The 24,605-nt window shown below is 61.9% G+C and carries 20 protein-coding genes and 1 pseudogene; 16 read left to right on the top strand and 5 right to left on the bottom strand.

The window, feature by feature from the left end; genetic code table 11:
* Positions 1-324: 324 nt before the first annotated feature.
* The 4 genes from CQ14_RS48530 (at position 325) to CQ14_RS39775 (ending at position 5,888) form a co-directional block, all read left to right on the top strand.
* On the top strand, positions 325-843 hold the full coding sequence (locus CQ14_RS48530; RefSeq protein WP_430650260.1) for a helix-turn-helix transcriptional regulator: 519 nt from the start codon (positions 325-327) through the stop codon (positions 841-843).
* Positions 844-1,083: 240 nt separating this feature from the next.
* Positions 1,084-2,823 carry a type I secretion system permease/ATPase gene (locus CQ14_RS39785; RefSeq protein WP_057863197.1) on the top strand — a complete coding sequence of 580 codons (1,740 nt, stop codon included), beginning with the start codon at positions 1,084-1,086 and terminating at the stop codon, positions 2,821-2,823.
* Entirely contained in the window at positions 2,810-4,117 is a 1,308-nt protein-coding gene (locus tag CQ14_RS39780) for an HlyD family type I secretion periplasmic adaptor subunit (RefSeq protein ID WP_057863196.1), read from the top strand. The genes CQ14_RS39785 and CQ14_RS39780 overlap by 14 nt, the downstream gene beginning before the upstream one ends.
* 214 nt (positions 4,118-4,331) lie before the next feature.
* Positions 4,332-5,888: a calcium-binding protein gene (locus CQ14_RS39775; RefSeq protein ID WP_057863195.1), complete on the top strand. Its 1,557-nt coding sequence runs from the start codon at positions 4,332-4,334 to the stop codon at positions 5,886-5,888.
* A gap of 66 nt (positions 5,889-5,954) precedes the next feature.
* Here CQ14_RS39775 and CQ14_RS39770 read toward each other — a convergent pair whose 3' ends face one another.
* The gene (locus CQ14_RS39770; protein WP_057863194.1) at positions 5,955-6,677 is read right to left on the bottom strand and encodes a hypothetical protein; all 723 of its coding nucleotides are present in this window, start codon (positions 6,675-6,677) and stop codon (positions 5,955-5,957) included.
* 382 nt (positions 6,678-7,059) lie between these two features.
* Here CQ14_RS39770 and CQ14_RS39765 point away from each other — a divergent pair, with 382 nt between their 5' ends.
* The 10 genes and pseudogenes from CQ14_RS39765 to CQ14_RS39725 all read left to right on the top strand — a co-directional run bounded on the left by CQ14_RS39765 (position 7,060) and on the right by CQ14_RS39725 (position 20,438).
* Positions 7,060-8,658 (top strand): Do family serine endopeptidase, encoded by a 1,599-nt coding sequence (locus CQ14_RS39765; RefSeq protein WP_057863193.1) that lies wholly within the window; start codon positions 7,060-7,062, stop codon positions 8,656-8,658.
* Between the two features lie 273 nt (positions 8,659-8,931).
* A complete protein-coding gene (locus CQ14_RS39760; protein ID WP_057840551.1) occupies positions 8,932-9,612 on the top strand; it encodes a response regulator transcription factor in 681 nt (226 codons plus the stop codon).
* Entirely contained in the window at positions 9,596-11,062 is a 1,467-nt protein-coding gene (locus tag CQ14_RS39755; RefSeq protein ID WP_057863192.1) for a sensor histidine kinase, read from the top strand. The genes CQ14_RS39760 and CQ14_RS39755 overlap by 17 nt, the downstream gene beginning before the upstream one ends.
* Positions 11,059-13,995, top strand: a complete 2,937-nt coding sequence (locus CQ14_RS39750) for a bifunctional [glutamine synthetase] adenylyltransferase/[glutamine synthetase]-adenylyl-L-tyrosine phosphorylase (RefSeq protein WP_057863191.1) — start codon at positions 11,059-11,061, stop codon at positions 13,993-13,995. The genes CQ14_RS39755 and CQ14_RS39750 overlap by 4 nt, the downstream gene beginning before the upstream one ends.
* Positions 13,996-14,378: 383 nt before the next feature.
* Positions 14,379-15,305: a formylglycine-generating enzyme family protein gene (locus tag CQ14_RS39745; RefSeq protein WP_057863190.1), complete on the top strand. Its 927-nt coding sequence runs from the start codon at positions 14,379-14,381 to the stop codon at positions 15,303-15,305.
* Between the two features lie 100 nt (positions 15,306-15,405).
* Entirely contained in the window at positions 15,406-17,082 is a 1,677-nt protein-coding gene (locus CQ14_RS39740) for an arylsulfatase (RefSeq protein ID WP_430650259.1), read from the top strand.
* A gap of 234 nt (positions 17,083-17,316) precedes the next feature.
* Positions 17,317-18,966, top strand: a complete 1,650-nt coding sequence (locus tag CQ14_RS39735; protein ID WP_057863431.1) for an arylsulfatase — start codon at positions 17,317-17,319, stop codon at positions 18,964-18,966.
* A gap of 77 nt (positions 18,967-19,043) precedes the next feature.
* Positions 19,044-19,676 (top strand): annotated as a pseudogene (locus CQ14_RS47410) (HAD family hydrolase); the annotation flags it as partial.
* A 54-nt stretch (positions 19,677-19,730) separates the two neighbouring features.
* On the top strand, positions 19,731-20,083 hold a 353-nt coding region (locus tag CQ14_RS47405), incomplete at its 5' end, for an HAD family hydrolase (protein ID WP_488230452.1).
* A 157-nt stretch (positions 20,084-20,240) separates the two neighbouring features.
* A complete protein-coding gene (locus CQ14_RS39725) occupies positions 20,241-20,438 on the top strand; it encodes a hypothetical protein (RefSeq protein WP_057863189.1) in 198 nt (65 codons plus the stop codon).
* A gap of 73 nt (positions 20,439-20,511) precedes the next feature.
* Here CQ14_RS39725 and CQ14_RS39720 read toward each other — a convergent pair whose 3' ends face one another.
* Positions 20,512-20,733, bottom strand: a complete 222-nt coding sequence (locus CQ14_RS39720) for a hypothetical protein (RefSeq protein WP_057863430.1) — start codon at positions 20,731-20,733, stop codon at positions 20,512-20,514.
* A 295-nt stretch (positions 20,734-21,028) separates the two neighbouring features.
* On the opposite strand from CQ14_RS39720, the gene CQ14_RS39715 reads away from it, so the two are divergent.
* Positions 21,029-21,289 carry a hypothetical protein gene (locus CQ14_RS39715; RefSeq protein ID WP_057863188.1) on the top strand — a complete coding sequence of 87 codons (261 nt, stop codon included), beginning with the start codon at positions 21,029-21,031 and terminating at the stop codon, positions 21,287-21,289.
* A 30-nt stretch (positions 21,290-21,319) separates the two neighbouring features.
* On the opposite strand, the gene CQ14_RS39710 is transcribed toward CQ14_RS39715, so the two are convergent.
* Entirely contained in the window at positions 21,320-22,072 is a 753-nt protein-coding gene (locus tag CQ14_RS39710) for an anti-sigma factor (protein WP_057863187.1), read from the bottom strand.
* Entirely contained in the window at positions 22,069-22,647 is a 579-nt protein-coding gene (locus tag CQ14_RS39705; protein ID WP_082650250.1) for a sigma-70 family RNA polymerase sigma factor, read from the bottom strand. The genes CQ14_RS39710 and CQ14_RS39705 overlap by 4 nt, the downstream gene beginning before the upstream one ends.
* 153 nt (positions 22,648-22,800) lie before the next feature.
* Between CQ14_RS39705 and CQ14_RS39700 the strand changes: the two genes are divergently transcribed.
* A complete protein-coding gene (locus tag CQ14_RS39700; RefSeq protein ID WP_057863186.1) occupies positions 22,801-23,577 on the top strand; it encodes a DUF4394 domain-containing protein in 777 nt (258 codons plus the stop codon).
* A gap of 262 nt (positions 23,578-23,839) precedes the next feature.
* Here the strand turns inward: CQ14_RS39700 and CQ14_RS39695 are convergent, their stop codons facing one another.
* On the bottom strand, positions 23,840-24,430 hold the full coding sequence (locus CQ14_RS39695) for a hypothetical protein (RefSeq protein WP_057863185.1): 591 nt from the start codon (positions 24,428-24,430) through the stop codon (positions 23,840-23,842).
* Positions 24,431-24,605: the final 175 nt, after the last annotated feature.

The following is a 24,605-nucleotide window of genomic DNA, read 5'->3' as shown; positions in this document are numbered from 1 at the left end:
AAGGTCGCATGGAATTCTCGCACAACTTCACCTGTAATGATCGATGCGCGACTTGAGTTGATCGATCCTGCTGGAAGTATCGGTAAGCGAATTTGCCGAGGGTGGTATGGACTGCAAGAGAATCGAGCCTGCTCTGGATGCGATTGCGCATGCGCACAAATCAACTGAACTCCTGAAGGTGATGAACGAGTTGCGGGAGATCTATAGTCTTTCGCACCTTGCTTACGCGGGTTTGCGAATGCCTGATCTGGCANGATGCGGATCCCTATTTCATCCTGACATATCCAGACGAATGGATGGAACGGTNACTGGCGCGAGGACTTTCTGCGTATCGATCCGATATATGCGGCCAGCAGGACCGCATTTCTGCCGATCGACTGGCGTAAGCTGGACTTGAAGTCGCCCGACGCTCACTATTTCTTTTCCGAGGCCGCGAGATACGGAATCGGAGCGCTCGGGATGTCGTTTCCGATGCGTGGTCCCGATGGCGACGCGGGAACGTTTTCCTTCACGGCGAACGTGAAGCCGGAACAGTGGGATGCGTTCAAGAACGAGAACCAGTCCGAGATTGCGTTCGTCGGGCTCTACTTTCATGAGCGTGTCATCCGGATTTGGTCCGATGAGCACGGGTTGAAGGTGCGGCCGTCGCTGACGGCGCGTGAGCGCGAATGTTTGCAGCGGCTCGCCGAAGGCGACCCACCCAAGAAGATCGCGACCGCGCTCAAGCTGTCGGAAGCTGCGGTTCGCCTCTATCTGAAGCGCGCGCGCGCCAGATTGGGCGCCGTCAATCTCATGCAGGCCGTGATTATCGCATTGCGCGCGAATCTCATCACGGTCCCTTGAAGGCGTTCGTTTTCGGCGGTGGCAGTCGCTTGCGGTTTTATCAACGGCTTTGAATCAAGTTTCGACGTGATGAATGATTCAAGTTGTCGTCGATCCAGTCAGGCTATCGATTTTGATATATTGCCGGGCGATCGGTTGTCGAGAACAGTAGCTGTCGCGAGCACATCCACAGCGTCGTTGCGCCGGCGTGTGCGCCGCAGCCTTGGAATAATGGCCTTGGAATGACGGCGTGGTATCGACATGCATTTGCCGCGGCAATCGAACGCCGGATTGAAACTGAATCTTCGTGTCGCCGTCTGGAGTGCTGCTGTCTTTTCAGGAATGGCGAACCTGCTCGGGCTGACGGGCCCGATATTCATGCTGGAAATCTACGACCGGGTCATTCCCAGCCGTAGCATCCCGACGCTGATTGCGCTGTTCGCCCTTGCCGCGGGCCTTTATGCGTTTTCGGGCTTCTTCGATGTGCTCCGATTTCGCGTGATGGCGCGGGTCGCTTCGAGTGTGGATGCCAGCCTGTCGGCGCGCGTATTCGCGATTATCGCCGGGGCGCCTCTCAAGGGGCAGGTCGAGGGGGACGCGTTGCGTCCGGCCCGGGATCTCGATCAGGTGCGAGGTTTCCTGTCGAGCCAGGGGCCTTCCGCGCTGTTCGATCTGCCCTGGATGCCGCTTTATGCTGCCGTCTGCTTCCTGTTGCACCCCCTGGTGGGGTGGCTGGTCGTTGCGGGAACCGTCATTCTCGCCGGCCTGACGGTCGTCACGGATATCCGGACACGGCGGCTGCTCAAGCAGGCGAACGCCGCGCAAGCCGCCAGAAACAGGTTTGCCGAGGCCGTCAACCGCGATGCGGAGGCGTTTGCGGCGATGGGCCTGACGTCGAGAGCATCGGTTCGTTGGGGGCAGGCGCACCGCGAATATACTGAGCTTCAGCGCGTGGCAGGCGACATCGGTGGAACGCTGTCGGGCGTATCGAAGGCGTTTCGTTATCTTCTGCAATCGGCAGCCCTCGGCCTTGGGGCCTATCTCGTGATCAATGACGACATGAGTGCAGGCATGATCGTCGCGGGGTCGATCATCGCCGCGAGGGCGCTCGCGCCCGCCGAGCACGTCATCGGAAACTGGCGCGGCATGCTGGTCGCCCGCGACGCATGGAATCGCCTCAACGAACTGATGGCGCATTTTCCGGTTGAGCGCGTTCGCACGGCCATTCCGCCGCCGTCTCGTTCGCTTGCCGTCGAGGGTGTCTACATCGCTCCGCCGTCCGATCCCCGCCGGCTCACGGTGCAGAATGCGACGTTTGCGCTGAAAGCAGGCAGCGTGCTTGGTGTGCTTGGTCCGAGCGGCTCGGGAAAATCCTCGCTCATTCGCGGCATCGTCGGCATCTGGCCGCTCATCCGGGGCTCTGTTCGTCTCGATAACGCAACGCTCGACCAATGGACGGCGGACGAGCGTGGCCGTTTCGTCGGCTACATGCCGCAAGCCGTCGAATTGTTTCCCGGCACCATCGCAGACAACATTTCGCGGCTCGATCCATTCGCGGACGACGACAAGATCGTCGCAGCAGCGCAGGCGGCGGGCGTTCACGACCTGATTGTCCAGCTCATTGATGGATATGAGACGCGCGTCGGTGAAAGGGGGCTCGGCCTCTCGGCGGGGCAGCGCCAGCGGATTGCGCTGGCGCGCGCGCTCTATGGCGATCCATTCCTGGTCGTTCTGGATGAACCTAATTCCAACCTGGACACCGAGGGAGAGCGTGCCCTGACGCAGGCCATCAAGGCCGTGCGGTCGAGAGGCGGCATCGTCATCGTGGTGGCGCATCGCGCCGGCATTCTGGCATCGCTCGATTTTGTTCTGGCGATGGAGGCCGGCATGGTCCGCTCCTTTGGGCCGCGCGATGCAATCCTGAAGCAGGGCCAAAGGGGAACGGCCGTTCCGCCTCTGAAGGTCATCGAAGGCGAGGCTGTCGCGCATGAAGCCGGATGACGAGAGGCTGATCAAGCGCTCGCTCAGTCTTCATGTGCTGGCGGGTGTTGCCGCCATCCTGATGCTGGTGTTTGGCGTAGGCGGGTGGGCCGCGACGACGGAATTATCAGGTGCGGTCATCGCGCCCGGCAACGTCATCGTGGAGGATAACGTCAAGCAGATCCAGCATCCGACGGGCGGCGTGATCGCCGAGCTGTTGGTTCGCGAGGGGCAGATCGTCCAGGCCGGCGACGCGCTGGTGCGGCTGGACGCCACCATCACGCGGGCAAACCTTGCGATCGTCACGAAGAATCTCAACGAACTGTTCGCGCGCCAGGCCCGGCTCGAGGCCGAACGGGACGGCCTGCCTGACGTTGCGACACCTGCCGAGCTCACGGTGCGGCTGAATGTCGCCGCCGTCCACAACGTCATGCAGCGGGAGCGCCGGTTGTTTTCGCATCGCCGCGAGGCTCGCGAGGGCCAGAAAGGCCAATTGCGGGAACGGATCGCGCAGTTGAACGAAAAGATTCGGGGGCAGGCGGCGCAGCAGGACGCCAAGACCGAAGAGATCGATCTGATCGAGAAGGAACTGGTCGGGGTTCGAAGCCTGTTCAGCAAGGGCCTGGTTCCAATCGACCGGGTCAACAATCTGGCGCGCGCGGCGGCCCGTCTCAACGGTGAGCGCGGTGCGCTCATCGCGGCGACCGCCGAAGCGCGCGGACATATTACGGAAGTCGAGTTGCAACTGCTTCAGGTCGATCAGACGCTGCGCAGCGAGGTCGCGGCCGAGCTTCGCGACGTGAACGTGAGGCAGGGTGAGCTGCTGGAGCGCGAAGTCACGGCGCAGGATCAGCTCAGCCGCATTGAACTGCGCGCGCCGATAGCAGGCCTGATCCATCAGCTCGCGATCCATACCATCGGCGGCGTCATCACCCCGGCGGAAGCCTTGATGCGGATCGTTCCGCAGGGCACGGACCTGACGGTCGAGGCGCGCGTCGCCGCAAAAGACATTGATCAGGTTGCGCTTCAGCAAAGCGCGATACTTCGCCTGACCGCCTTCAATCGAAACACGACACCGCAACTGAGTGGGACCGTGACGCGCGTCTCGGGCGACGTGGTGAAGGATGACAGCGGTGCGACTTACTACCGCGTCGGCATCGCCATCAGCCAGCGCGAGCTTGCCAGGCTCGGCAAGCTGACGCTCATCCCCGGCATGCCGGCGGAATGCTACATTCTCACCGGCGATCGCACGGTTCTATCGTACTTCGCGAAGCCGCTGCGGGATCATACGCACCGCATTTTCAGAGAAGATTAAGGTTCCTCACGAACGCTGTGACGCCTGCATGTAGCTCACGTGACGACATGCGCATGCATCACACGCGTGCGCTTGAAGACGATTAATCTCAAACCGAAAATATCGACTATCGAAATCGATATAGCGTTTATCGAGATCGATATATTGAGAGAAGGCGACAAGCGTAATCCCATGATGAAGCCGACGAGAGCGGCGACAAACATGGGAGACGACAATGCCAAATTTTGATGGGACGGATGGCCAAGACTTTTTTACTGGCGACTCTACCGGCGAATTGATCCGTGGTTTTGGTGCGACCGACTTCCTGAGCGGCGGCGGTGGCGACGACACCATCTACGGTGGTGACGGCAACGATTTCCTCAATGGCGACGACGGCAACGACCAGATCAGCGGCGATTTTGGCGACGACCACATTAGCGGCGGCACCGGTAATGACCTGTTGGTTGGCGGGTTCGGGTCCGATGACATTTTTGGCGATGAGAACGACGACGAATTGCAAGGCGGCATTGGAAACGACATTCTCAACGGCGGGTCCGGTGCGGACAGGCTGTTTGGCGAGGCGGATAATGATCTGATGTTCGGAGGCGCTGATAACGATCGACTGTGGGGCGGAGATGGTGCTGATAGTCTTTCTGGCGAAAACGGCGCGGATTATCTCGATGGTGGAACGGGAGATGACAATCTGTACGGCGGCCAAGGTGTCGATCAGCTGTTCGGGGGAGCCGGCAACGACTCGCTGAGCGGTGGCACCGAGAACGACTATCTCGAAGGCAACGAGAACAACGACACAATTCATGGCGATGAAGGCGACGACACAGTCTACGGCGGCAGCGGAATCGACACCCTTTACGGCGATGCCGGCAACGACACCATTCTGGGCGAGGGTGACGCAGATACCATCGACGGCGGAGACGGTAACGACGGCATTGATGGCGGCAGCGGCAATGACATCATCTCGGGCGGTATCGGCACTGATTTGATGTACGGTGGATCTGGCGCCGACGAGATGCACGGCGGCGGTGACGGCGACGAAATGCACGGTGGAACCGAGGGCGATACCATGTATGGCGATGCCGGCACCGACATCATGTACGGTGATGCCGGTGCGGACACCATCAATGGCGGTGATGGAATCGATGCAATCGACGGCGGTTCCGAAAACGACACCATCCACGGCAACAACGAAGGCGATGTTCTCCTGGGTAGTGCCGGAAACGATGTCCTCTTCGGCGATGATGGAAATGACACGATCGATGGCGGCGCCGACTATGACCAGATCGATGGTGGAACCGGTAACGATACCATTACCGATCTGCTCGGCGCGCACAGCATCGTGGTCGGCGGTACCGGCAATGATGACATCACGGTGGCGACCGCATTCAACGAAGTCGACGCGGGCGCAGACAATGACACCATCAGATTGAATGGCGGAGACGCTATCGTCGATGCCGGCGGCGGCAATGATGTCATCATCGACAACACCAGTGGCGTCATCGAGATCGCCGGTGGCCTGGGAGACGATACGTTCGCTCACAACAACGATGGCGTGACGTTCATCCTCGATGCCGGCGGTTCGGATTCGCTGATCTTCAACGTCGCCGATGTCAGCACGCTCCAGTTCTTCCAGGTGGGGAACGATCTGATCATCGCCGATGCCCTCGACACCAATTTCGAGAACTACGTCGATGTGGTTGGCTTCTTCGATCCGGCCAACACGGACACGCTCGAGTTCGTGTTCGACGTCAATGGCCACGGCATCCAGATCAGCTGAGGCTGTTGGAGTAATGAAAGCGGCGCAGGAGGAACTCCTGCGCCGCTGCTTTGAGAGCTGCGGCCGCTATTGAGCCATCAGCGCGTCGCGCTGGGCGATCAGGTCAGCCCGCGAAACGCTGGGATATTCAATTTTGCTGGACCAAAGCTGTATCGACTCGTTGAAAGCCTGAATTCCGCGTTGCTTCTCGGCCTCGGAGGTGGGCACGCCGCCCTCATGCACCCAAGCCGTTCCATCCTTTCTGAAGGTATAGATTTTTCCGTCGTCACCGAAGGAATAGGTGTCGGCACCGCCAATCTTTGATGGATCAATGCCGCGCGGCGCGACCTTCTTCAGAATTGCGTTAATCTCGGCATCCGACAGCTGTACCTCCGGTACTGGCGCCGTATTCTGCCATTTGATGGCAGACTTCTGCAAATACTTGACCGTGGACGCCAACGACTTGTTTGTCTCTTCCCGCCAGTCGAGCATTTTGAGCTGATGGTCGACCTTATTAATTGCGGACTGACGATGAATTGCTTCCGAGCGAGCCTGGAACGCAGCAAAACGATCAGCACCTGCTTGCGACCAGGCATCCACGGCTTGCTGCGCAGCGTCCGGACCTTGCTTTAAGGCGGCCAACAGACGATCCAGCGCATCTTGAGACCAAGACACCTGCGTGGCCGGGCCACGGTCGCTGTCATCAGGCGTCACGTTCGCTGCGGGTTGTCTGGACTTGTTGTCTTCTTCGAGAGCCGTATAGGCGAGGGGATTCAATGTGGCGGCTTGGCTGGAAACGGCGCTGACCATGGTTTTCTTCCTGATCCTTGTCGTTGACGGCGGTGATTGAAGTTCCGCATTCGGCGGCTCCGCAACCACGCCCAATCTATTCATTCAAAGGTTGTGTCATGGATTGGTTTAACGTAAGATTTAGGAGAGCTTCGAAAGCCGGGCTCTTATCGGCATGGCAAGGAGTGGCTGTTCTGCCCTCCGAAAGCCGTTTTTCAGCCAGCGCTAAGCCATTGAATGCCTGCGCTATTCTGCCGCATCCATAAGTCACCGCATTACAAAAGTTTAATTCCCTAGCCAGCGCGCGGTAAGGCGGCAGACACCATCTTCAGGCCCTGTCAGGTGCCCAGCCCCCCGCACCGTAGAACAATGAAGAATTCAGGCTCTTGGAGATCTTAGAAACATGACCGAACGTCCCGTCGATCTTTCCTCGCTACCGTCCAACGGCGCGCCGCGCCGTTCGCTGTTCTCGGCGCGCAAATTCGCGCTGATGGCTTCCGTCGTCGCCGGCCTCGGCGCCGCCGTCTATGGCTTCTCGCCGCAGCAGGGCCCGGTTGATCTCTTCGCCAGCGCGGCGCATGCGCAGGTCAACAACGAGGTCCGCAAGGTCGAGCGGCCGATCGGATTCGCCGACATTGTCGAGCGCGTGAAGCCGTCGGTGATTTCGGTCAAGATCAACATTGCCGACAAGGCCTCGAAGGGTGATGACAGCGCCAACAAGGATGAAGATTCGCCGTTCCAGCCGGGCTCGCCGATGGAGCGCTTCTTCCGTCGCTTCGGCGGTCCGGATGGCCTGCCGCCCGGCCTGCGCGGCGGCCCGCGTGGCGGCCGTGGCCCGGTGACGGGTCAGGGTTCCGGCTTCTTCATCTCGGCTGATGGCTATGCCGTGACCAACAACCACGTGGTTGACGGCGCGGACAAGGTCGAAGTCACCATGGACGACGGCAAGACCTTTACCGCGAAGGTAATCGGCACCGATCCTCGCACGGATCTGGCGCTGATCAAGGTCGAAGGCCGCAAGGATTTCCCGTTCGCCAAGCTGTCGGACAGCAAGCCGCGGATCGGCGACTGGGTGCTGGCCGTCGGTAATCCGTTTGGCCTCGGCGGCACCGTGACCGCCGGCATCGTCTCGGCCTCCGGCCGCGACATCGGCAACGGTCCGTATGACGATTTCATCCAGATCGATGCGCCCGTGAACAAGGGCAACTCCGGCGGTCCGGCATTCGACACCTCCGGTGAGGTGATGGGCGTCAACACCGCGATCTACTCGCCGTCCGGCGGCAGCGTCGGTATCGCGTTCTCGATCCCCGCCTCGACGGTGAAGAACGTGATCGCCCAGCTCAGGGACAAGGGCTCGGTCAGCCGCGGCTGGATCGGTGTCCAGATCCAGCCGGTGACCTCCGACATCGCCGACAGCCTCGGCATGAAGAAGGCCGAAGGCGCGCTGGTGGCGGAACCGCAGGCCAATGGTCCGGCGGCCAAGGCCGGCATCCAGTCCGGTGACGTCATCACCGCCGTCAACGGCGAGCCGGTCAAGGATGCCAAGGAACTCGCCCGCACCATCGGCGGTCTCGCGCCGGGCAATGCGGTCAAGCTCAACGTGCTGCAGAAGGGCCAGGACAAGGTCATCAACCTGACGCTCGGCCAGCTGCCGAACACGATCGAGGCCAAGGCTTCGACCGACAAGGAAGACAAGGGCAGCCAGAGCAAGGGAACCGACGTGCCGAAGCTCGGCCTGACGGTTGCCCCCGCCAACAGCGTGGCCGGCGCCGGCAAGGAAGGCGTCGTGGTGACCGAAGTCGACCCGAAGAGCGCGGCGGCTGAACGCGGCTTCAAGGAAGGTGACGTCATCCTCGAGGTCGCCGGCAAGAGCGTCGGCACCGCGGGCGAAGTCCGTGAGGCGCTGGATGCTGCGCGCACCGAGAACAAGAACAGTGTTCTCATGCGCGTGAAGAGCGGCGGTTCGTCGCGTTTCGTCGCGGTGCCGCTGGCGAAGGGCTAAACGAGGACTAGATACCAGATGGAGGGTTTCGCCGGCATTCGTCGCCCCCGCCGACGTCTCCTTCCGGGGAGCGGGTCCAAGGCTCGCTCCCTCTGGCTACCTTCCAGCGGAATACGCCCCCCTCCGTCGGAAGGGCCTAAGGGCGGTGAGGTCCCCCAGCTTCACCGCCCGCTTTTTTCACTTGATCGAGAGCATCCGCGGCCGCCTTGCATGTGCAGGGCGGCCGCGCCATGGTGAGAGAAAGCCATTCCCGTGAGTGCAACCGCCCCGCAAATGCGCCTGTTGATCATCGAAGACGACCGCGAGTCCGCCGACTATCTGGTCAAGGCGTTCCGTGAAGTCGGACATGTCGCCGATCTCGCCAGCGATGGCGAGGAGGGCCTGTCGATGGCCGAAGGCGGCGATTACGATGTGCTCGTGGTCGACCGCATGCTGCCCAAGCGCGACGGCCTGTCCGTGATCGGGAGCCTGCGCGAGAAGGGCAACCGCACGCCGGTGCTGATCCTCTCCGCGCTCGGCCAGGTCGACGACCGCATCAAGGGCCTGCGCGCCGGCGGCGACGATTACCTGCCAAAACCTTATTCGTTCGCCGAATTGCAGGCGCGCGTCGAAGTGCTGTCGCGCCGCAATGTCGGCCCGGCGGAAGAGACAACCTATCGCGTCGGCGATCTCGAACTCGACCGGCTTTCGCATCGCGTCGCCCGCGGCAAGGATGAGCTGACGCTGCAGCCGCGCGAGTTTCGCCTGCTCGAATATCTGATGAAGCATGCGGGCCAGGTGGTGACGCGCACCATGCTTCTGGAAAACGTCTGGGATTATCATTTCGATCCGCAGACCAACGTCATCGATGTGCATATTTCCAGGCTGCGCTCCAAGATCGACAAGGGCTTTGAGCGGCCCTTGCTGCACACGATCCGTGGCGCCGGATACATGATCCGTGACGGCCTTCGGTAAGCTGATCCGCACGACGGCGTTCCGGCTGACGCTGGTCTATCTGTTTTTGTTTGCGCTGTTTGCCGCGTCGCTGCTCGGCTATTTCGCCTGGAATACGCGGCGGCTGATCAACGAGCAGATTACCGCGACGGTGAATGTCGAGATCGCCGAGATCACCGACATCTATACGCGCCGCGGCCTGCGAGGGCTCGTCTTCACGATCGAGAACCGGGCGCTGCGGCCGGGCGCCAATCTCTATCTCGCCACCACGCCTGAGGGAAAAGCGATCGGCGGCAATGTCGGATCGCTGTCGCCGGGCGTGATGGCCTCGACCGGCTGGTCCGAGACCGCCTATCGCCGGCTTGACGAGCAGGACACGGCGGATCATCGCGCGCTGGTGCGTGTCACCGAACTCACCAATGGCTTCCGCCTCCTGGTCGGCCGCGACCTGGAGGAGCGCCGACGGCTGTTCGGCATCGTCGCCAACGCCGCGCAATGGTCGCTGCTGGTCGTCATCGTGCTCGGCATCGGCGGCGGCATCTTCGTGGCGCGGCGGGTGCTGCAGCGGATCGACGCCATGACCGGCACCACGAGGCGCATCATGGCGGGCGACCTTTCCGGGCGCCTGCCGGTCGGGCGCAGTGGCGACGAGCTCGATCGCCTCGCGGAAAACCTCAACGCCATGCTGGAGCGCATCGAGGCGCTGATGATGGGGCTGAAGGAAGTCTCCGATAACATCGCGCACGATCTGAAGACGCCGCTGACGCGGCTGCGCAACCGCGCCGAGGAGGCGCTGGCGCGTTCCGGCAGCGAAGGCGACTATCGCGCCGCGTTGGAACGCACCATCGAGGAATCCGACGGGCTGATCCGCACCTTCAACGCACTCTTGATGATCGCGCGCGCCGAGTCCGGGCAGGCGCGCGGCAACATGGATGATTTCGACGCGGCCGACGTCGCCAGGGGCATCCACGAATTGTACGAGCCGTTGGCCGAAGACGACGGCATGACGCTCCGCGTCAAAACCGCGAGCGCGCCGCTGCACGGCAATCGCGAGCTGATCGGGCAGGCGCTCGCCAATCTGGTCGAGAACGCGATCAAATACGGCAAGCCGTCGCCGGTGGTGCAGCCGCTGGATCCCGTCGCTGCCGCGCGCACGCGGGAGATCCTGATCGAGGCGCGGCGCGAAGGTAATCATGTGCTGCTCAGCGTCGCCGACCACGGGCCCGGCATTCCCGAGGCCGATCGCAAGCATGCGGTCGAGCGGTTCGTGCGGCTCGAAGCGAGCAGGACGCTGCCGGGTTCCGGGCTTGGCTTGAGTTTGGCATCCGCGGTGGCGACCCTGCACGGCGGTGAACTCAGGCTGGGGGATTCCCATCCCGGCCTGACCGCGACGCTGGTGATCCCGGCGCGATCTGCCGCGGGTGACAGGCTTGCGGCCCAAACGCCGGATGTGCCACAGAAGGTGGCATGAATTCTTCCGCCTTGGCCGCGCGGTTCGTATGCGGGCCGCATATCCCGGCCACCAGCAATGCCGAACAACGCCTGGAAGACTGGCTCGCCGAACTGGAGCCGGAGCAGTCGGCCGGGATCGCGGCGTGGCTGGATCGGCCATTCGCCAGAGCCATCCTGCTCGGCATTGTCGAGTTCTCACCCTATCTGTTCGACCTTGTCCGCGCTGATGCCGCGCGGCTGATCCGTCTCCTGGCCTGCGACCCGGAACAGCACCTCGCCACGCTGATCGAGGGAACCACGCGCGACGTGCTCGCCGCCGCTGATGAGGCCGAGGTCATGCATCTGCTTCGCCGCATGAAGTCGGAGGCCGCGCTGATGATCGCGCTGTGCGACATCGGCGGGGTCTGGCCGGTGATGCGGGTGACGGCGGCGCTGACCGAACTCGCAACCGTCTCCGTGCAGACGGCGTTGCGTTTCCTGCTGCGTCAGGAAATCGCGCGTGGCCGCATGACCGCCCTCAATCATGACCGGCCGGAGGAGGGAAGTGGGCTGATCGTGCTCGCGATGGGCAAGATGGGCGCAGGCGAATTGAACTATTCCAGCGACATCGACCTGATCGTGTTCTTCGATCCGGCTGCGACGTCGCTGGCGGCAGACATCGAGCCGGCGCCGTTCTTCGTGCGCGTGACGCAGGCCCTGGCCCGCCTGCTGCAGCAACGCTCCGGCGAGGGCTATGTATTCCGCGTCGACCTGCGCCTGCGGCCCGACCCGGCTTCGACGCAGGTCGCGATCTCCACCGAGGCGGCGTTGCATTATTACGAGCGGGAAGGGCGAACCTGGGAACGCGCGGCGATGATCAAGGCGCGCGTCTGTGCCGGCGACGCCAGCGCGGGCGAGGCGCTGATCGCGGAATTGTCGCCGTTCGTCTGGCGCAAGCATCTGGATTTTGCCGCGCTCGCCGACGTCCACGACATGAAGCGGCAGATGCAAACCTATCGCGGCCAGAGCGAGATCGCGGTCGAGGGCCACAACGTCAAGGTCGGTCGCGGCGGCATCCGCGAGATCGAATTTTTTGCGCAGACGCAGCAGCTCATCGCCGGTGGCCGCCATCCGGAATTGCGGGTGCGTCCCACGCTGCACGCGTTGCAGGTGCTGGCGACCAGCAACTGGATCACCTTTCAGGCCTGCGACGAATTGACGGCGGCTTACGAATTCCTGCGCTGCGTCGAGCACCGGCTGCAGATGATCGCGGACGAGCAGACCCATGCGCTGCCCGAAGACGCCGAAGCGATCGAGCGTTTCGCGCGCTTCTTCGGCTATGAGAGCCGCACCGCCTTTGCCAAGGATCTGCTCGGCCATCTCAACGTCGTGCAGGGGCATTACGGCAAGCTGTTCGAGGGCGACCCCACCGGCACGGTGAAGCTGCCGCAGCTCAACTATGCTGCCGGCCCTGAGGACGCGCGCCTGCTCGATCACCTGACGACGCTCGGCTTCAAGAAGCCGATCGCGGTGGCTGGCACCCTGCAGCTCTGGATGCAAGGCAATTACCGCGCGCTGCGCAATGCGGCGACCAAGGCCGCCTTCATCGAGTTCGTACCCGGCCTGATCGACGGCCTCGCGAATGCCGAAGACCCCGATGATGCCGTGACCGCGTTCGACCGTTTTCTCGGCGCATTGCAGCGCGGCGGGCGGTTGATTTCGCTGCTGAGCCAGAACCGCGATCTGGTCGCGCTGGTGGCCTTGATCCTCGGTGCGGCGCCCCGGCTCGGCGACATGCTGGCGCGCCAGCCGCAGATCATGGACGGCCTGATCGACCCGCGCTTCTTCGGCGCGATGCCGGACCAGAAGGAGTTGTCGGCGCGGCTGGCGACAACGCTGAAGGACGCAGATTCCTACGAAGACTTCCTCGACCGCCTGCGGCTGTTCGGGCAGGAAAGCCTGTTTTTGATCGGCTCGCGCATTCTCTCCGGCACGGTCTCCGCCCAGCATGCCAGCGTCGCCTTTGCCGATGTCGCCGAGGGCATCGTGCACACCGTGCACGGCCTCGTCACCGATCAGTTCGCCGGCCAGTACGGCCGCATCATGGGGCAGGAGACCGCAATCGTTGCGATGGGTCGGCTCGGCAGCCGCGAGATGACGGCATCCTCCGATCTCGACCTGATCCTGCTGTACGATTTCGACTCTGATAATCCCGATTCCGACGGCGAGCGCTCGCTACACGGCGCACAATATTTTGCGCGGCTGACCCAGCGTCTGATCTCGGCATTCACGACGCGGACCAATTACGGCGTGCTCTATGAAGTCGACATGCGGCTGCGACCGTCGGGCCGCGCCGGCCCGCTGGCGTCGCGGATCGATTCCTTCGCCGATTACCAGGAACGCGAGGCATGGACCTGGGAGCACATGGCGCTGACGCGGGCGCGGGTGATTTCGGCAACGCCCGCGTTTCGCGAAAAGATAGAAGGCATCATCCGCGGCGTGCTGACGCGGCCGCGGGATGCTACCTCCACCGCCGGTGACGTCGCCGACATGCGCCGGGCGATCGCGGCGGAAAAGGGCGAGGCCGACATCTGGGACCTCAAGCTCGCGGCCGGTGGCCTCGTCGACATCGATTTCATCGCGCAGTATCTGCAGCTCGTTCACGCCGCGGAAAAACCCGAAATCCTCAGCGTCTCCACACTGCAGGTGCTCGACAATGCCGCGCGCCTCGGCATCCTGGCCCACTCCGACGCCGAGACGCTGCGTTCGGCCGCGCGGCTCTATCACGATCTGACGCAGATCCTTCGGCTTTGCGTCATCGGCAAGTTCAATCCGGAAACCTCGGGCGAGAATTTGTTGCGGGTGATGGCGCGCGCCGGCGACACGCCCGACTTCTCGACGCTGGAGGCGCGGGTGCGCGAGACGCAGGGCGAGGTGCGGCGCGTGTTCGGGGCGTTGGTGGCTGGAGGTTAGGGCGGTTCATCGTTTTGAGGAACGCCGGCGGGCAATTCAACAAATCTTCGCACTTCTGCATTTGACCCGGCATGGAATCTGCCTGAAGTGGTCGAGTGCAATGTCTGCATCTAGAGGTTGGGGCTGACGCATTGTCATGTCCGCTTCGATGCGTTGATTTAGATCAAGCTGGTTTCTAACCGAACGACAATTACTTCCGGTTGCGCCTCAGGAAAGCCTGTACCGCACTGCGTCGTTCGCAAACACTGGACCACATAGATACCGCTATTGGACCACGGTCCAATAGCGACCGTGCGCATCGGCCGGGAGGTAACGCATTGAAAGCGAAACCTGAGCTAACGGTCGATATCGCCATTTGTGATGGTCCTTCCGATATCGATAAAATGACCTGGATACCCGGCGGCACGTTCCGCATGGGGTCGGACAAGCATTATCCCGAGGAAGCCCCGGCGCATGGCGTCACCGTGGACGGCTTCTGGATGGACTGTCATCCAGTGACAAACCGGCAATTCAGGGAGTTCGTAAGGGCTACCAAGCACATCACCGTTGCCGAGATCACGCCTGATCCGAAGGATTATCCCGGAATGCTCCCGCACATGGTCTATGCGGGCTCGCTGATGTTTTCGCCTCCCAATCATCCGGTCAACCTCCGCGACTTCAGCCAGTGGTGGACCTTCGCCAAGGGCGCGCAATGGCGGCATCCCTACGGACCCGGAAGCAACATTCGTGGTCTGGACGATCATCCGGTCGTGCATGTGGCCTTCAGCGATGCGCTCGCCTATGCGCAATGGGCTGGAAAGGATTTGCCAACTGAAGCGGAATGGGAGTTTGCGGCGCGCGGCGGGCTCGACGGCGCCGAGTTCGCGTGGGGCGATGAGTTCACACCGCACGACCGTCACATGGCCAACACCTGGCAGGGTGGTTTTCCGCACCAAAACACCAATGCCGACGGCTTCGAACGTACCTCGCCGGTCACCGCATTCCCGCCGAACGGCTACGGACTTTACGACATGATCGGCAACGTCTGGGAATGGACGGCCGACTGGTATTCGCCAAAGCATCAGGCCGATGCTCCGAAGGCTTGCTGCATTCCAGAGAACCCGCGCGGCGGCCGCGAGGCCGACAGCTACGACCCCAGAACCACCAACGTGAAAATTCCAAGAAAGGTCATCAAAGGCGGCTCGCATTTGTGCGCGCCGAACTACTGCCGACGCTACCGGCCGGCAGCGCGACACGCGGAGCCGGTCGATACTTCCACGAGTCATCTTGGCTTTCGGTGCGTCAGGCGAGGAGCCTCTGATGCATCATAAACAGGAGGGCGTAACCATGCTGAGTTCCATATTGCCTGACAAGCCACGCAAGACACCTGGTTGGCACAAGCGGTCCTATGCCTCGCTGCTTGGCGCGACGATGTTGATGTCGCTGTCCGGGCCGGCCAGCACGCCGGCAACCGCACAGCCGGCACAGAAACCCAATATTCTCTTCATCATGGGCGACGACATCGGCCTCTACCAGCCGAGCATCTACCATCGCGGCCTGATGGTCGGCGAGACGCCCAACATCGATCGGATCGGCAATGAAGGCGCGATCTTCACGCATTACTATGCCGAGCAGAGCTGCACGGCCGGTCGCAACGCCTTTTTCACCGGCATGCACCCGCTGCGCACCGGCATGATTCCTCCGCAACTGCCCGGCAGCCCGTCCTATCTGCGGCCCGGCACCCCGGCGCTCGCCAAATTCCTGCTCGATCTCGGCTACAACACTGGCGAGTTCGGCAAGAACCATCTCGGCGATCACACCGACGCGCTGCCGACCGCGCATGGCTTCCAGGAATACTGGGGTTACCTGTATCACCTCGACGCGATGCAGGGCGTGAGCTTCCCGGACATCAACAAGACGCCGAGCCAGCAGACGGTTGCCCCGCCGTGCAAGAATACCCCGATCCCCGGCATCCCGGAGGTTCCGGGCGCGGTCGATCCGAAAACGACGGTTTGCCTGACACCTCCGCGCAACATCCTGTCGTGCAAATCGGACGGTACAGGCAGGACTCAGCAGTGCGTCGATCAAGGCCCGCTGACACTCGAGCGATCGAAGGGGGTCGACGAGGAAATCTCGGCCAAGGTCATCGACTTCCTCGATCGCAACGATCCGAAGACGACGGGCAAACCTTTCTTCGTCTGGTACAACCCTGCGCGCATGCACATCACCACCGTGCTGAATGACAAGTACTTGGCCATGGTCGGCGAGCCGGGCGGCAAGGACTGGGGTCTCAACGAGGCCGGCATGAAGCAGATGGATGACAATATCGGCTATGTGCTCAAGAAGCTCCAGGACATGGGCCAACTCGACAACACGATCGTGGTGTTCACGACCGACAACGGCGCCGAGACCATCACCTTTCCGGACGGCGGCACCACTCCGTTCAAGGGTGGCAAGCTGAGCACCTGGGAAGGCGGCATGCGCGCTCCGGCGCTCGTTCGCTGGCCGGGCGTCATCAAGCCCGGGACCGTCAAGAACGAAATGTTCGCAGCGCTCGACTGGCTGCCCACGTTTGTCAGCATCGGCGGCGGCGCAAAGGGAGACGCGCTGAAGAAGCGCATCGAGGCCGGCCAATATCCCGGCATCGTGAAGACAACGCTCGATGGCGTCGATCAGACCGAATATCTTTCCGGGCGTTCGGAAAAGTCCGCGCGTGATACCTTCTTCTACTATTCGGGCAAGGACCCGTCGGCGGTCCGGTACAAGAACTGGAAGATCTACTTCACGATGGTGTCCGACGCTCCGCAGGGCTTTATTGCCGGAGCGCTTCCTTACCACTGGGCCCAGGTCGTCAATATCAAGCGAGACCCGTTCGAGACCTCCATTGGTTCACAATACAAGACGCTCATGGGCCTGGGCGGCGTAATCGGCTCCCCTTCTACAGCCTACGTCTATGACTGGAACATGCTGCCCATCGGCCAGGCGCTGTGGCTGAAGGAACTCGAGAGCTATATTGCGTACCCGCCGCTGCAGGACCCGGCGAGCTACAACCTCGAGCAGGTAATTCAGCAGATCAAGCAGGCCAAAACTGCCGGTCGCAGTGACTAGCGGCGTCCGACGACTGTGATCCGACGACGCGGGCGCCCCACGACGGGGCGCCCGCCAACGGAATGGCAAGCAAGTGATCAGGGAGGCCGGGCCGGTAGACACCTCCACAAGCGACGTCGGCTTCCGATGCATCAAGCGAACAGAGCCTATTGCATCAAACAGGAGGAGCACGTCATGAGTAGCAAGCGTTCGCCGGAAGAATCCCACGGCATCGCGCCGCAATCGGGCGGCGGAATGAAACGCCGCGATCTGCTGCTGGCCGGCAGTTCGCTTGTGGCCGCTTCGGCGCTCTCGGCTGTCGCGGTGACAACCACAGCGCAAGCGCAGCAGCCGGCACCGGCGCCCGCAGCGGCCGGACAACGGCCGAACATCGTCGTCATTATGGGCGATGATATCGGCATGTGGAATATCGGCGCTTATCACCGCGGCCTGATGGCCGGCCGGACGCCCAATCTGGATAGGCTCGCCGCTGAAGGCATGCTGTTCACCGACTACTACGCCGAGGCGAGTTGCACGGCGGGCCGTGCCAACTTCATTACAGGTGAGTTGCCAATCCGCACCGGCATGACCACGGTCGGCCAGGCCGGCGCAGCCATTGGGATACCCGCGCAGGCGGTGACGATTGCCACCGCGTTGAAAGGAATGGGCTACGCCACTGGCCAGTTTGGCAAGAATCACCTTGGCGACAAGAATGAATTCTTGCCGACGGTGCACGGCTTCGACGAGTTCTTCGGTTACCTCTATCATCTCGACGCAATGGAAGACCCTGCGCACCCGAACTACCCGCAGGAACTGCTGAACACCGTCGGTCCGCGCAACATGCTCCACACGTACGCGACCGCCGTGGATGACGGCACCGTGGATCCACGCTGGGGCAAGGTCGGCAAGCAGAGGATCGAGGATGCCGGAACGCTTTATCCCAAGAGGATGGAAACCGTAGATGACGAAATTCGCGACCTTGCCCTGAAGTTCATCGAAAAGGCCAAGGCCGACAACAAGCCGTTCTTCCTGTGGCTTAATCCAACCCGGATGCACATCGTCACCCATCTCTCGCCCAAATATCAGGCCCTGCGCAACTCCAAGAACGGTTGGTCGATACACGAAGCCGGCATGGCACAACTCGACGACGACGTCGGCATCGTGATGCAGAAGCTCAAGGATATGGGCGTCGATGACAACACCATCGTGGTCTTCACCACCGACAACGGCACCGAGGTCTTCACCTGGCCTGATGGCGGACAGACGCCTTTTGCGCAGAGCAAAGGCACCGTCATGGAAGGTGGCTTCCGCGTACCCTGCATGATCCGTTGGCCGGGCAAGGTGCCGGCCGGCAAGGTCGAAAACGGCATCATTTCCGGCCTGGACTGGTTTCCAACCTTCCTGGCGGCGGCCGGCAACCCGAACATTGCAGAGGAGCTGAAGAAGGGCAAACAGATCGGCGACACGACCTATAAGTGCTATCTGGACGGCTATAACCAGATGGACATGATCACCGGCAAGGGGCCGTCGAACCGGCACGAAATCTTTTACTTCGGAGAGAGCGAACTCGGTGCCGTCCGCATCGACGACTTCAAGTATCGTTTCATCGACCAGCCCAGAGGGTGGCTCGGTGAAAAAACCAAGGCTGACGTGCCCTACCTGACGAACCTTCGCCTCGATCCATTCGAGCGCACGGGCTGGCCCGATAACGGGACGAAAGAGGGCGCGCAGCAATACTTCGACTGGTTCAAATACGAATTCTGGCGCTTTGTGTTTGTTCAGCAGCAGGTGGAAAAGCTGGCCATGACGGCGATCGAGTTTCCGCCGATGCAAAAGGGCGCGAGCTTCAACCTCGACGCCGTGAAGGCGAAAATCGAGGCGGCTCGGGCGGCAGTGAGCAAGTAGTCGCCAGGGCATCAACCGGTTTCATGGGGGGCGCGCCGAATTTCTGTGCGCCCGCCCGGCAACGGGAAGGAATCGATATGAAGCCGATCATCCATTTTCCTTACGTCGATCGCCGCGTCCTTCTCTCGTCGCTAGCGATGCTGCCGGTGCTGTCCGTTTCACTCCGTTCCACCTCCGCCGTAGCGCAAGCGCAGAGCGATCCACTCCCGTCCTGGAACGAGGGGGCCACCAAGGCGTCGATCCTCGATTTTGTCGCGCGCATCACAACGCAAGGCGGGCCCTTCTTCGTTCCGGTCGATCAGCGCATCGCGACCTTCGACAATGACGGTACGCTCTGGATCGAGCAGCCGATGTATATCCAATTGGCCTTTGCGCTCGACCGGGTGAAGGCGCTTGCGCCCATGCATCCGGACTGGAAGACCAAGCAGCCGTTCGCAGCGGTGCTGGACGGCGACCTGAAGGCGCTGGCGGCTTCCGGCGAAAAAGGATTGGTCGAAATCATCGCTGTGACGCATGCCGGCATGACCACGGCGGAATTCGAGAAAATCGTCACCGACTGGCTCGCGACCGCGCGTGATCACCGCTTCAAGCGGCCCTATACCGAGCTGGTCTATCAGCCGATGCTGGAATTGCTGGCCTACCTTCGGGCAAATGGGTTCAAGACCTTTATCGTCTCAGGCGGCGGCATCGAGTTCATGCGGCCGTGGACCNGAGCGGATCTACGGAGTGCCGCCGGAGCAGGTCATTGGGTCGTCGATCAAGANCCCGATTTGAGATGAAGGACGGCGCGCCGACGCTTTTCCGGCTGCCCGACATCAACTTCATCGACGACAAGGCGGGAAAGCCGATCGGCATCAACGAGCATATCGGGCGACGTCCGATTGCGGCGTTCGGAAATTCCGACGGCGATCTCGAAATGCTGCAATGGGCGACGCTCGGCGCCAGTGGCCCGCGGTTCGGCTTGATCGTGCACCACACCGACGCGGAGCGCGAATACGCCTACGACCGTCAGTCGCATTTCGGGAAGCTCGACGTGGCGCTGGACGCCGCAGCGGTAAACAGGTGGACCGTGGTCGACATGAAGAAAGACTGGAAGCGCGTGTTCGCGTTCGAATAGACGCACCGGATCGCAGCTTGGTCGTCCTCTTGAGTCTCCGCTTCTAGGCCGAGGTGAGACGGGTGTTTCTGTCGCTGTGGACGGAGAGTAATGCCCGGTTTCTTACGGAGGAACTCCTGCGGGCGACCGGAATTGTTGGCGGTATCAGGAGGCTGGGATGCATACCGAGATCAACATCTTCGAAAAGCCCATCGAGCGCATCAGGAAAACCTGCGAACTGATGGGCCTTGGCGCCGATTTCGACCGCAAGCTGCCGGAACTCGAAACTCATCTGGAAGGGCTGGTGGCCGAAGGGGAGACCAGCGAGGAACGGCTGACCGTGAGCGGCCTGACCTTCCTCAAACAGAGGCGATAGGCCCTAGCTCGATGGGTGGAGCGAAGCGATACCTATCATCCGGTCTCTGCCGGTGGAGCGATGGCAAACGCCCTCAGGAAATCTCGTCCGGAAGCTTCCAGGCCGGATCTGGCGTGCAACCTTGTTCCCTGGTTTCCTTGACGCGATAGCCGGGCGGCAGAACCTGTCCGCCTGCTTCGTCGGCAACGGGAATATCGGAAATCAGGCCGGCCTGAAGCGCTTGCTTCCACACCTCCGCCTCGGTCGGAAGGCCAGGGCCGAGCTGCCTGTCGCCATCGAAAAGCGCGTAAGGCACGAACCCCTCCAATCAAAACCCCGCCAGCTATCTAAAATAACTGACGGGGCTTTGAGCTGATAACCCGGTCGGATTTTCTCCTTCCTGAACTACCTGCTCACCCCTGCAACGCCGAACGGCGGGTGTCGTTCCAAATTTTTTCGTCCCGGCACGAAGAAATACTCACCGATTGACGGCAGCTTTGCTGACCTTGATGGGAAGGGGACGATCCTTCGGAAGTCCGCCCCACTCGCGTGGAACTATTGCCGCTTTTTCCTGCTTGAAGCCGGCACGTTCAACTCTGGAGCGGAAGCTCATGCGCAAACTGCTATTTGGAATCGCACTCACCTTGCCCATCGCCTTTGTGCCCCCGGCAACGGCAATGCCCCGCGGCTATCCGTTGATCCAGGACTCGCTGGTGAAGGGCGATCTGATCGAAATAAAGGGCGGGCACGGCCACGGGCATGGGTGGGGCCGCGGGCATGGCTATCGTCCGTTTGGTTGGAGCCGCGGCCGGAAAGTCGGCTGGCGCGGCCGTGGATGCCCGCCCGGCCACTGGAAAAAGGGCTGGTGCTGATCCGAAAGCCAGCGACTTTCCTCTAGGCGACTACAACGCGCGCGCGGCGTTGCCCTTGAACAGGATTGGGCCGGTCGGTCGTCCGATAGGTGAGCCGCCTTCCGGCTCCAGCGTGATCTCGAACAGTTGGTCTTGCACGGTTTCCGGCAGCGCCTCCAGGTCGAGCTGCAGCGTGCGCGACTGGCCAGTGAGGCCGATCGATTTCGGGCCGATCGTGCGATCCCACAAGGTCCAAACCTGCAGCGTGCGGCCGGCGGGAACCTCGATCGGCCGCAACGGTATCAGCTCGACCCGGCCGTTCGAAAACGCGTTGACGATGGCGCCGGCCTCTTTCGTCGTGTCGTTCACCAGCACGGCGACGTAAATCGGCTTGCGCTGGGCGAGCGCGAGCATGTCGTGACGAAGCTGGCGCGACGTCGCCAGCGCACCGATCATGATCATTGCAAAAAGCGCTGCAGCGAAGGCGCCGCCGATACCGAGGCCGCGCCAGAACCGGATATTGTCCCACAGCGTGGTGCCACGCAGCGCGGCGCGTGCGGAGGGCAGGGCGTCGATCGGCGCGATTTTGGTTGCATCCGCAATGCGCTGCCAAAGCGCCGGGCTCGGCGGGGTTTCCTCTGCCGTGAGATCGAGGTCGGCCAGCCGCTCCCGCCACGCGCTGACAGCCTGGGCAAATGATTGGTCGGTTGCGATACGCTGCTCGGCGGCGGCTTGCTCGGCACCGTCAAGCAGGCCCATCACGTAATCGGCGGCCATGGCGTTATCGGCGTCGTGCGGGTTCATCCCATGCACTCCTGCAACGCAAAGAGGCTGCGCCGTACCCAGCTTTTGACCGTGCCGAGCGGAACCTTCAGCCGTCCCGCCAATTCGCCGTGACTCATGCCGTGAACATAGGCCAGCACCACCACGTCGCGGCGGGGACGGTCGATCTGCTCGAGACACCGGCGCAGCGCGCTGGTCTCCGGCATCCGCGACAGGGTGGCTTCGCAGTCGCAATCCCCGGCGCCTTCATCCGATGCTTCATAGCGGTGCTCGTCGCGATGAATGCTCAGCGCCCGGTTGCGCACCACCGCATAGAGCCAGCCGCGGGCACTGCCGCGGCGTGGATCGAACCCGGCCGCGCCGCGCCAGATGCGGATAAAGGCGTCGTGCACCGCCTCTTCCGCAAGGTCCTGCCGAAACAGGATGCGGCGCGCGATGCCGACCATGCGCGGCGCCTCGCTGTCGTAGATCACGCGCAATGCGGTGCGGTCGCCGGCCGCGCAACGCGCCAGAGCCGCGGCGAGCTGCGCCTCGCGTTCCCGATCGAACAGAGCGGAAGCCTGCGGGTTGGCGGTGATGGTGCCATTTCCGGTCATGTCTATGCCCTTGCATAGTTGTTCTACCTTGAGATGCGGCATTTGGATGCATGTGCCGAAAATTATTTTCGGTGTGCTGCATCCGTTTCGCCGCGCCGCCGGTACCCGCTGTGTTGGTCCAGAGAGGATCATGGCAACACAGGGAGCTCACCGATGAACTATCGTTCGATTTTCGCCGCCTCAGTCGCATTATTGCTGTCATCCGCTGCCGCCAATGCCGCACAGGTCGCCGCCCTGGTTGGCGGCGACACCATTGCGATGGTCGATACCGCGCAGAAGAAGGCGACCGGGTCCGTCAAGGTCACCGGCATTTCCGGCGCGCTGGTCGGCATCGACATACGTCCGGCCGACGGCCTGCTCTATGGATTGGTCGACGATGGCACCATTGTGACCATCGCGACGGACGGCAAGGCCACGACGAAATCGAAGCTCGACACCATGCTTGCCAAGGGCGTGACCGCGACGGTCGATTTCAACCCGGTGGCGGATCGCCTGCGCGTAATGGGTGCAGACGGGATGAACCTCCGCGCCAATGTCGATGACGGCAAGGTAACCAAGGACGGCGACCATAAATTTGCCGAGGGCGACATGCACAAGGGCGAGAAGCCGAACATCGTCGCCGGCGCATATACCAATTCGGTGAAGGGCGCAAAGGAGACGGCGTTGTTCAACATCGACGGCACTATCGGCGGATTGATCAAGCAGGCGCCGCCGAATGACGGCGTGCTCGGCGCGATCGGCAAGCTCGGAATCAAGGCTGATGGCGTCGCGTTTGACATCTGGTCCGACGGCGCCGGCAAGAACGAGGCCTGGCTATTGGCGGGCGGCACGCTCTACAGCGTAGACCTCGCTACCGGAAAGGCGACCGAGGCCGCCAAGATCGCCGGCATCGACGGCACGGTGAAGGACATTGCCATCATGGGAATGTAGGAGATTCCTGAAGCACGACGAACGTAGGTTGGCGCGAAGTCGCGTACTCCTCCCTCGCCCCGCTCTTGCGGGGAGAGGGTTGGGGTGAAGGGCGCTTCCGCGAAGCCGGTGCCGGGACGCGTATTCAAAATTCGAGATTGATCGGTGCGGCTTGGTCGATGTCCGCTATGCCCTAACAGCGACCAAATTCCGCAACGCAGCGAAATGACGCGATGTGCCAGGTTCAGCCATTCGGTATCGAAACTAAGCGGATCGGCGCTTTCTAGCCTTGTTCGCCACCAGTCGGCACCCAATCCTGGGGGAGCCTGTGCCATGGCTGATCAGGAAAACGTCTCGCTGTTTCCTCCTTAACCTTCCGCTCGCGCCAGATTGGTCCGCCGATGTGCCAATCAGCTTCTTCTTCTCCGAAGTCGGCAGTGAGGCGCGGTGGAATGTGATGCTCCGCGTCCCAGACAGCCATAATCTCCATGTTCTGGATCGCGGGATCTTCGACACGCGTGTCATGACTCGGCTTGCCGCCTGCCCATACCGTTACGTTCAAAGTTCCTACCGGCCATTGAACTGAATAGCGTATCTTTTGCAGCTCTTTGTGCAGCGGGAAACAGCCCAGATTCTTCCATCGACCGGACCTCAATGCTCGACCTATGGATGGATAGGCAACGACGACTGTCGTCATCAAGTTCGACGATAAGACGCCTTCTGGCCCCGCCAAATTGTGCTCGCGCAGCCGGAAGAAGCCAATGGCTTTGTCCAGCGTCACTTGGCCGTAGTAAATCCAGGCGGATTCGCCCGCTATCGCATAAAGGGTTCCCGCCCTTAGATCGGCTCTGGCTTTAGGGTCAGCATCGAACATGGTGCAACCGGAGGAGGCAGGTCATCGCGGCAAGGATCAGCAGCAGCAACCATACCCATAACAACCGTCAGGCGTATGGCGCAAATGGGTCAAATTCAGAAGTCTGAATGCGCAACTGGGAAGTGTCCGCTTTGCCCTGATTCCGTTGAAAAAGGCGGCTGTTGCGGCGCAGGAG

The sequence above is a fragment of the Bradyrhizobium lablabi genome (genome assembly GCF_001440475.1).
Taxonomy (GTDB): Bacteria; Pseudomonadota; Alphaproteobacteria; order Rhizobiales; family Xanthobacteraceae; genus Bradyrhizobium; species Bradyrhizobium lablabi.
This window is presented reverse-complemented; position numbering and strand designations above follow the sequence as displayed.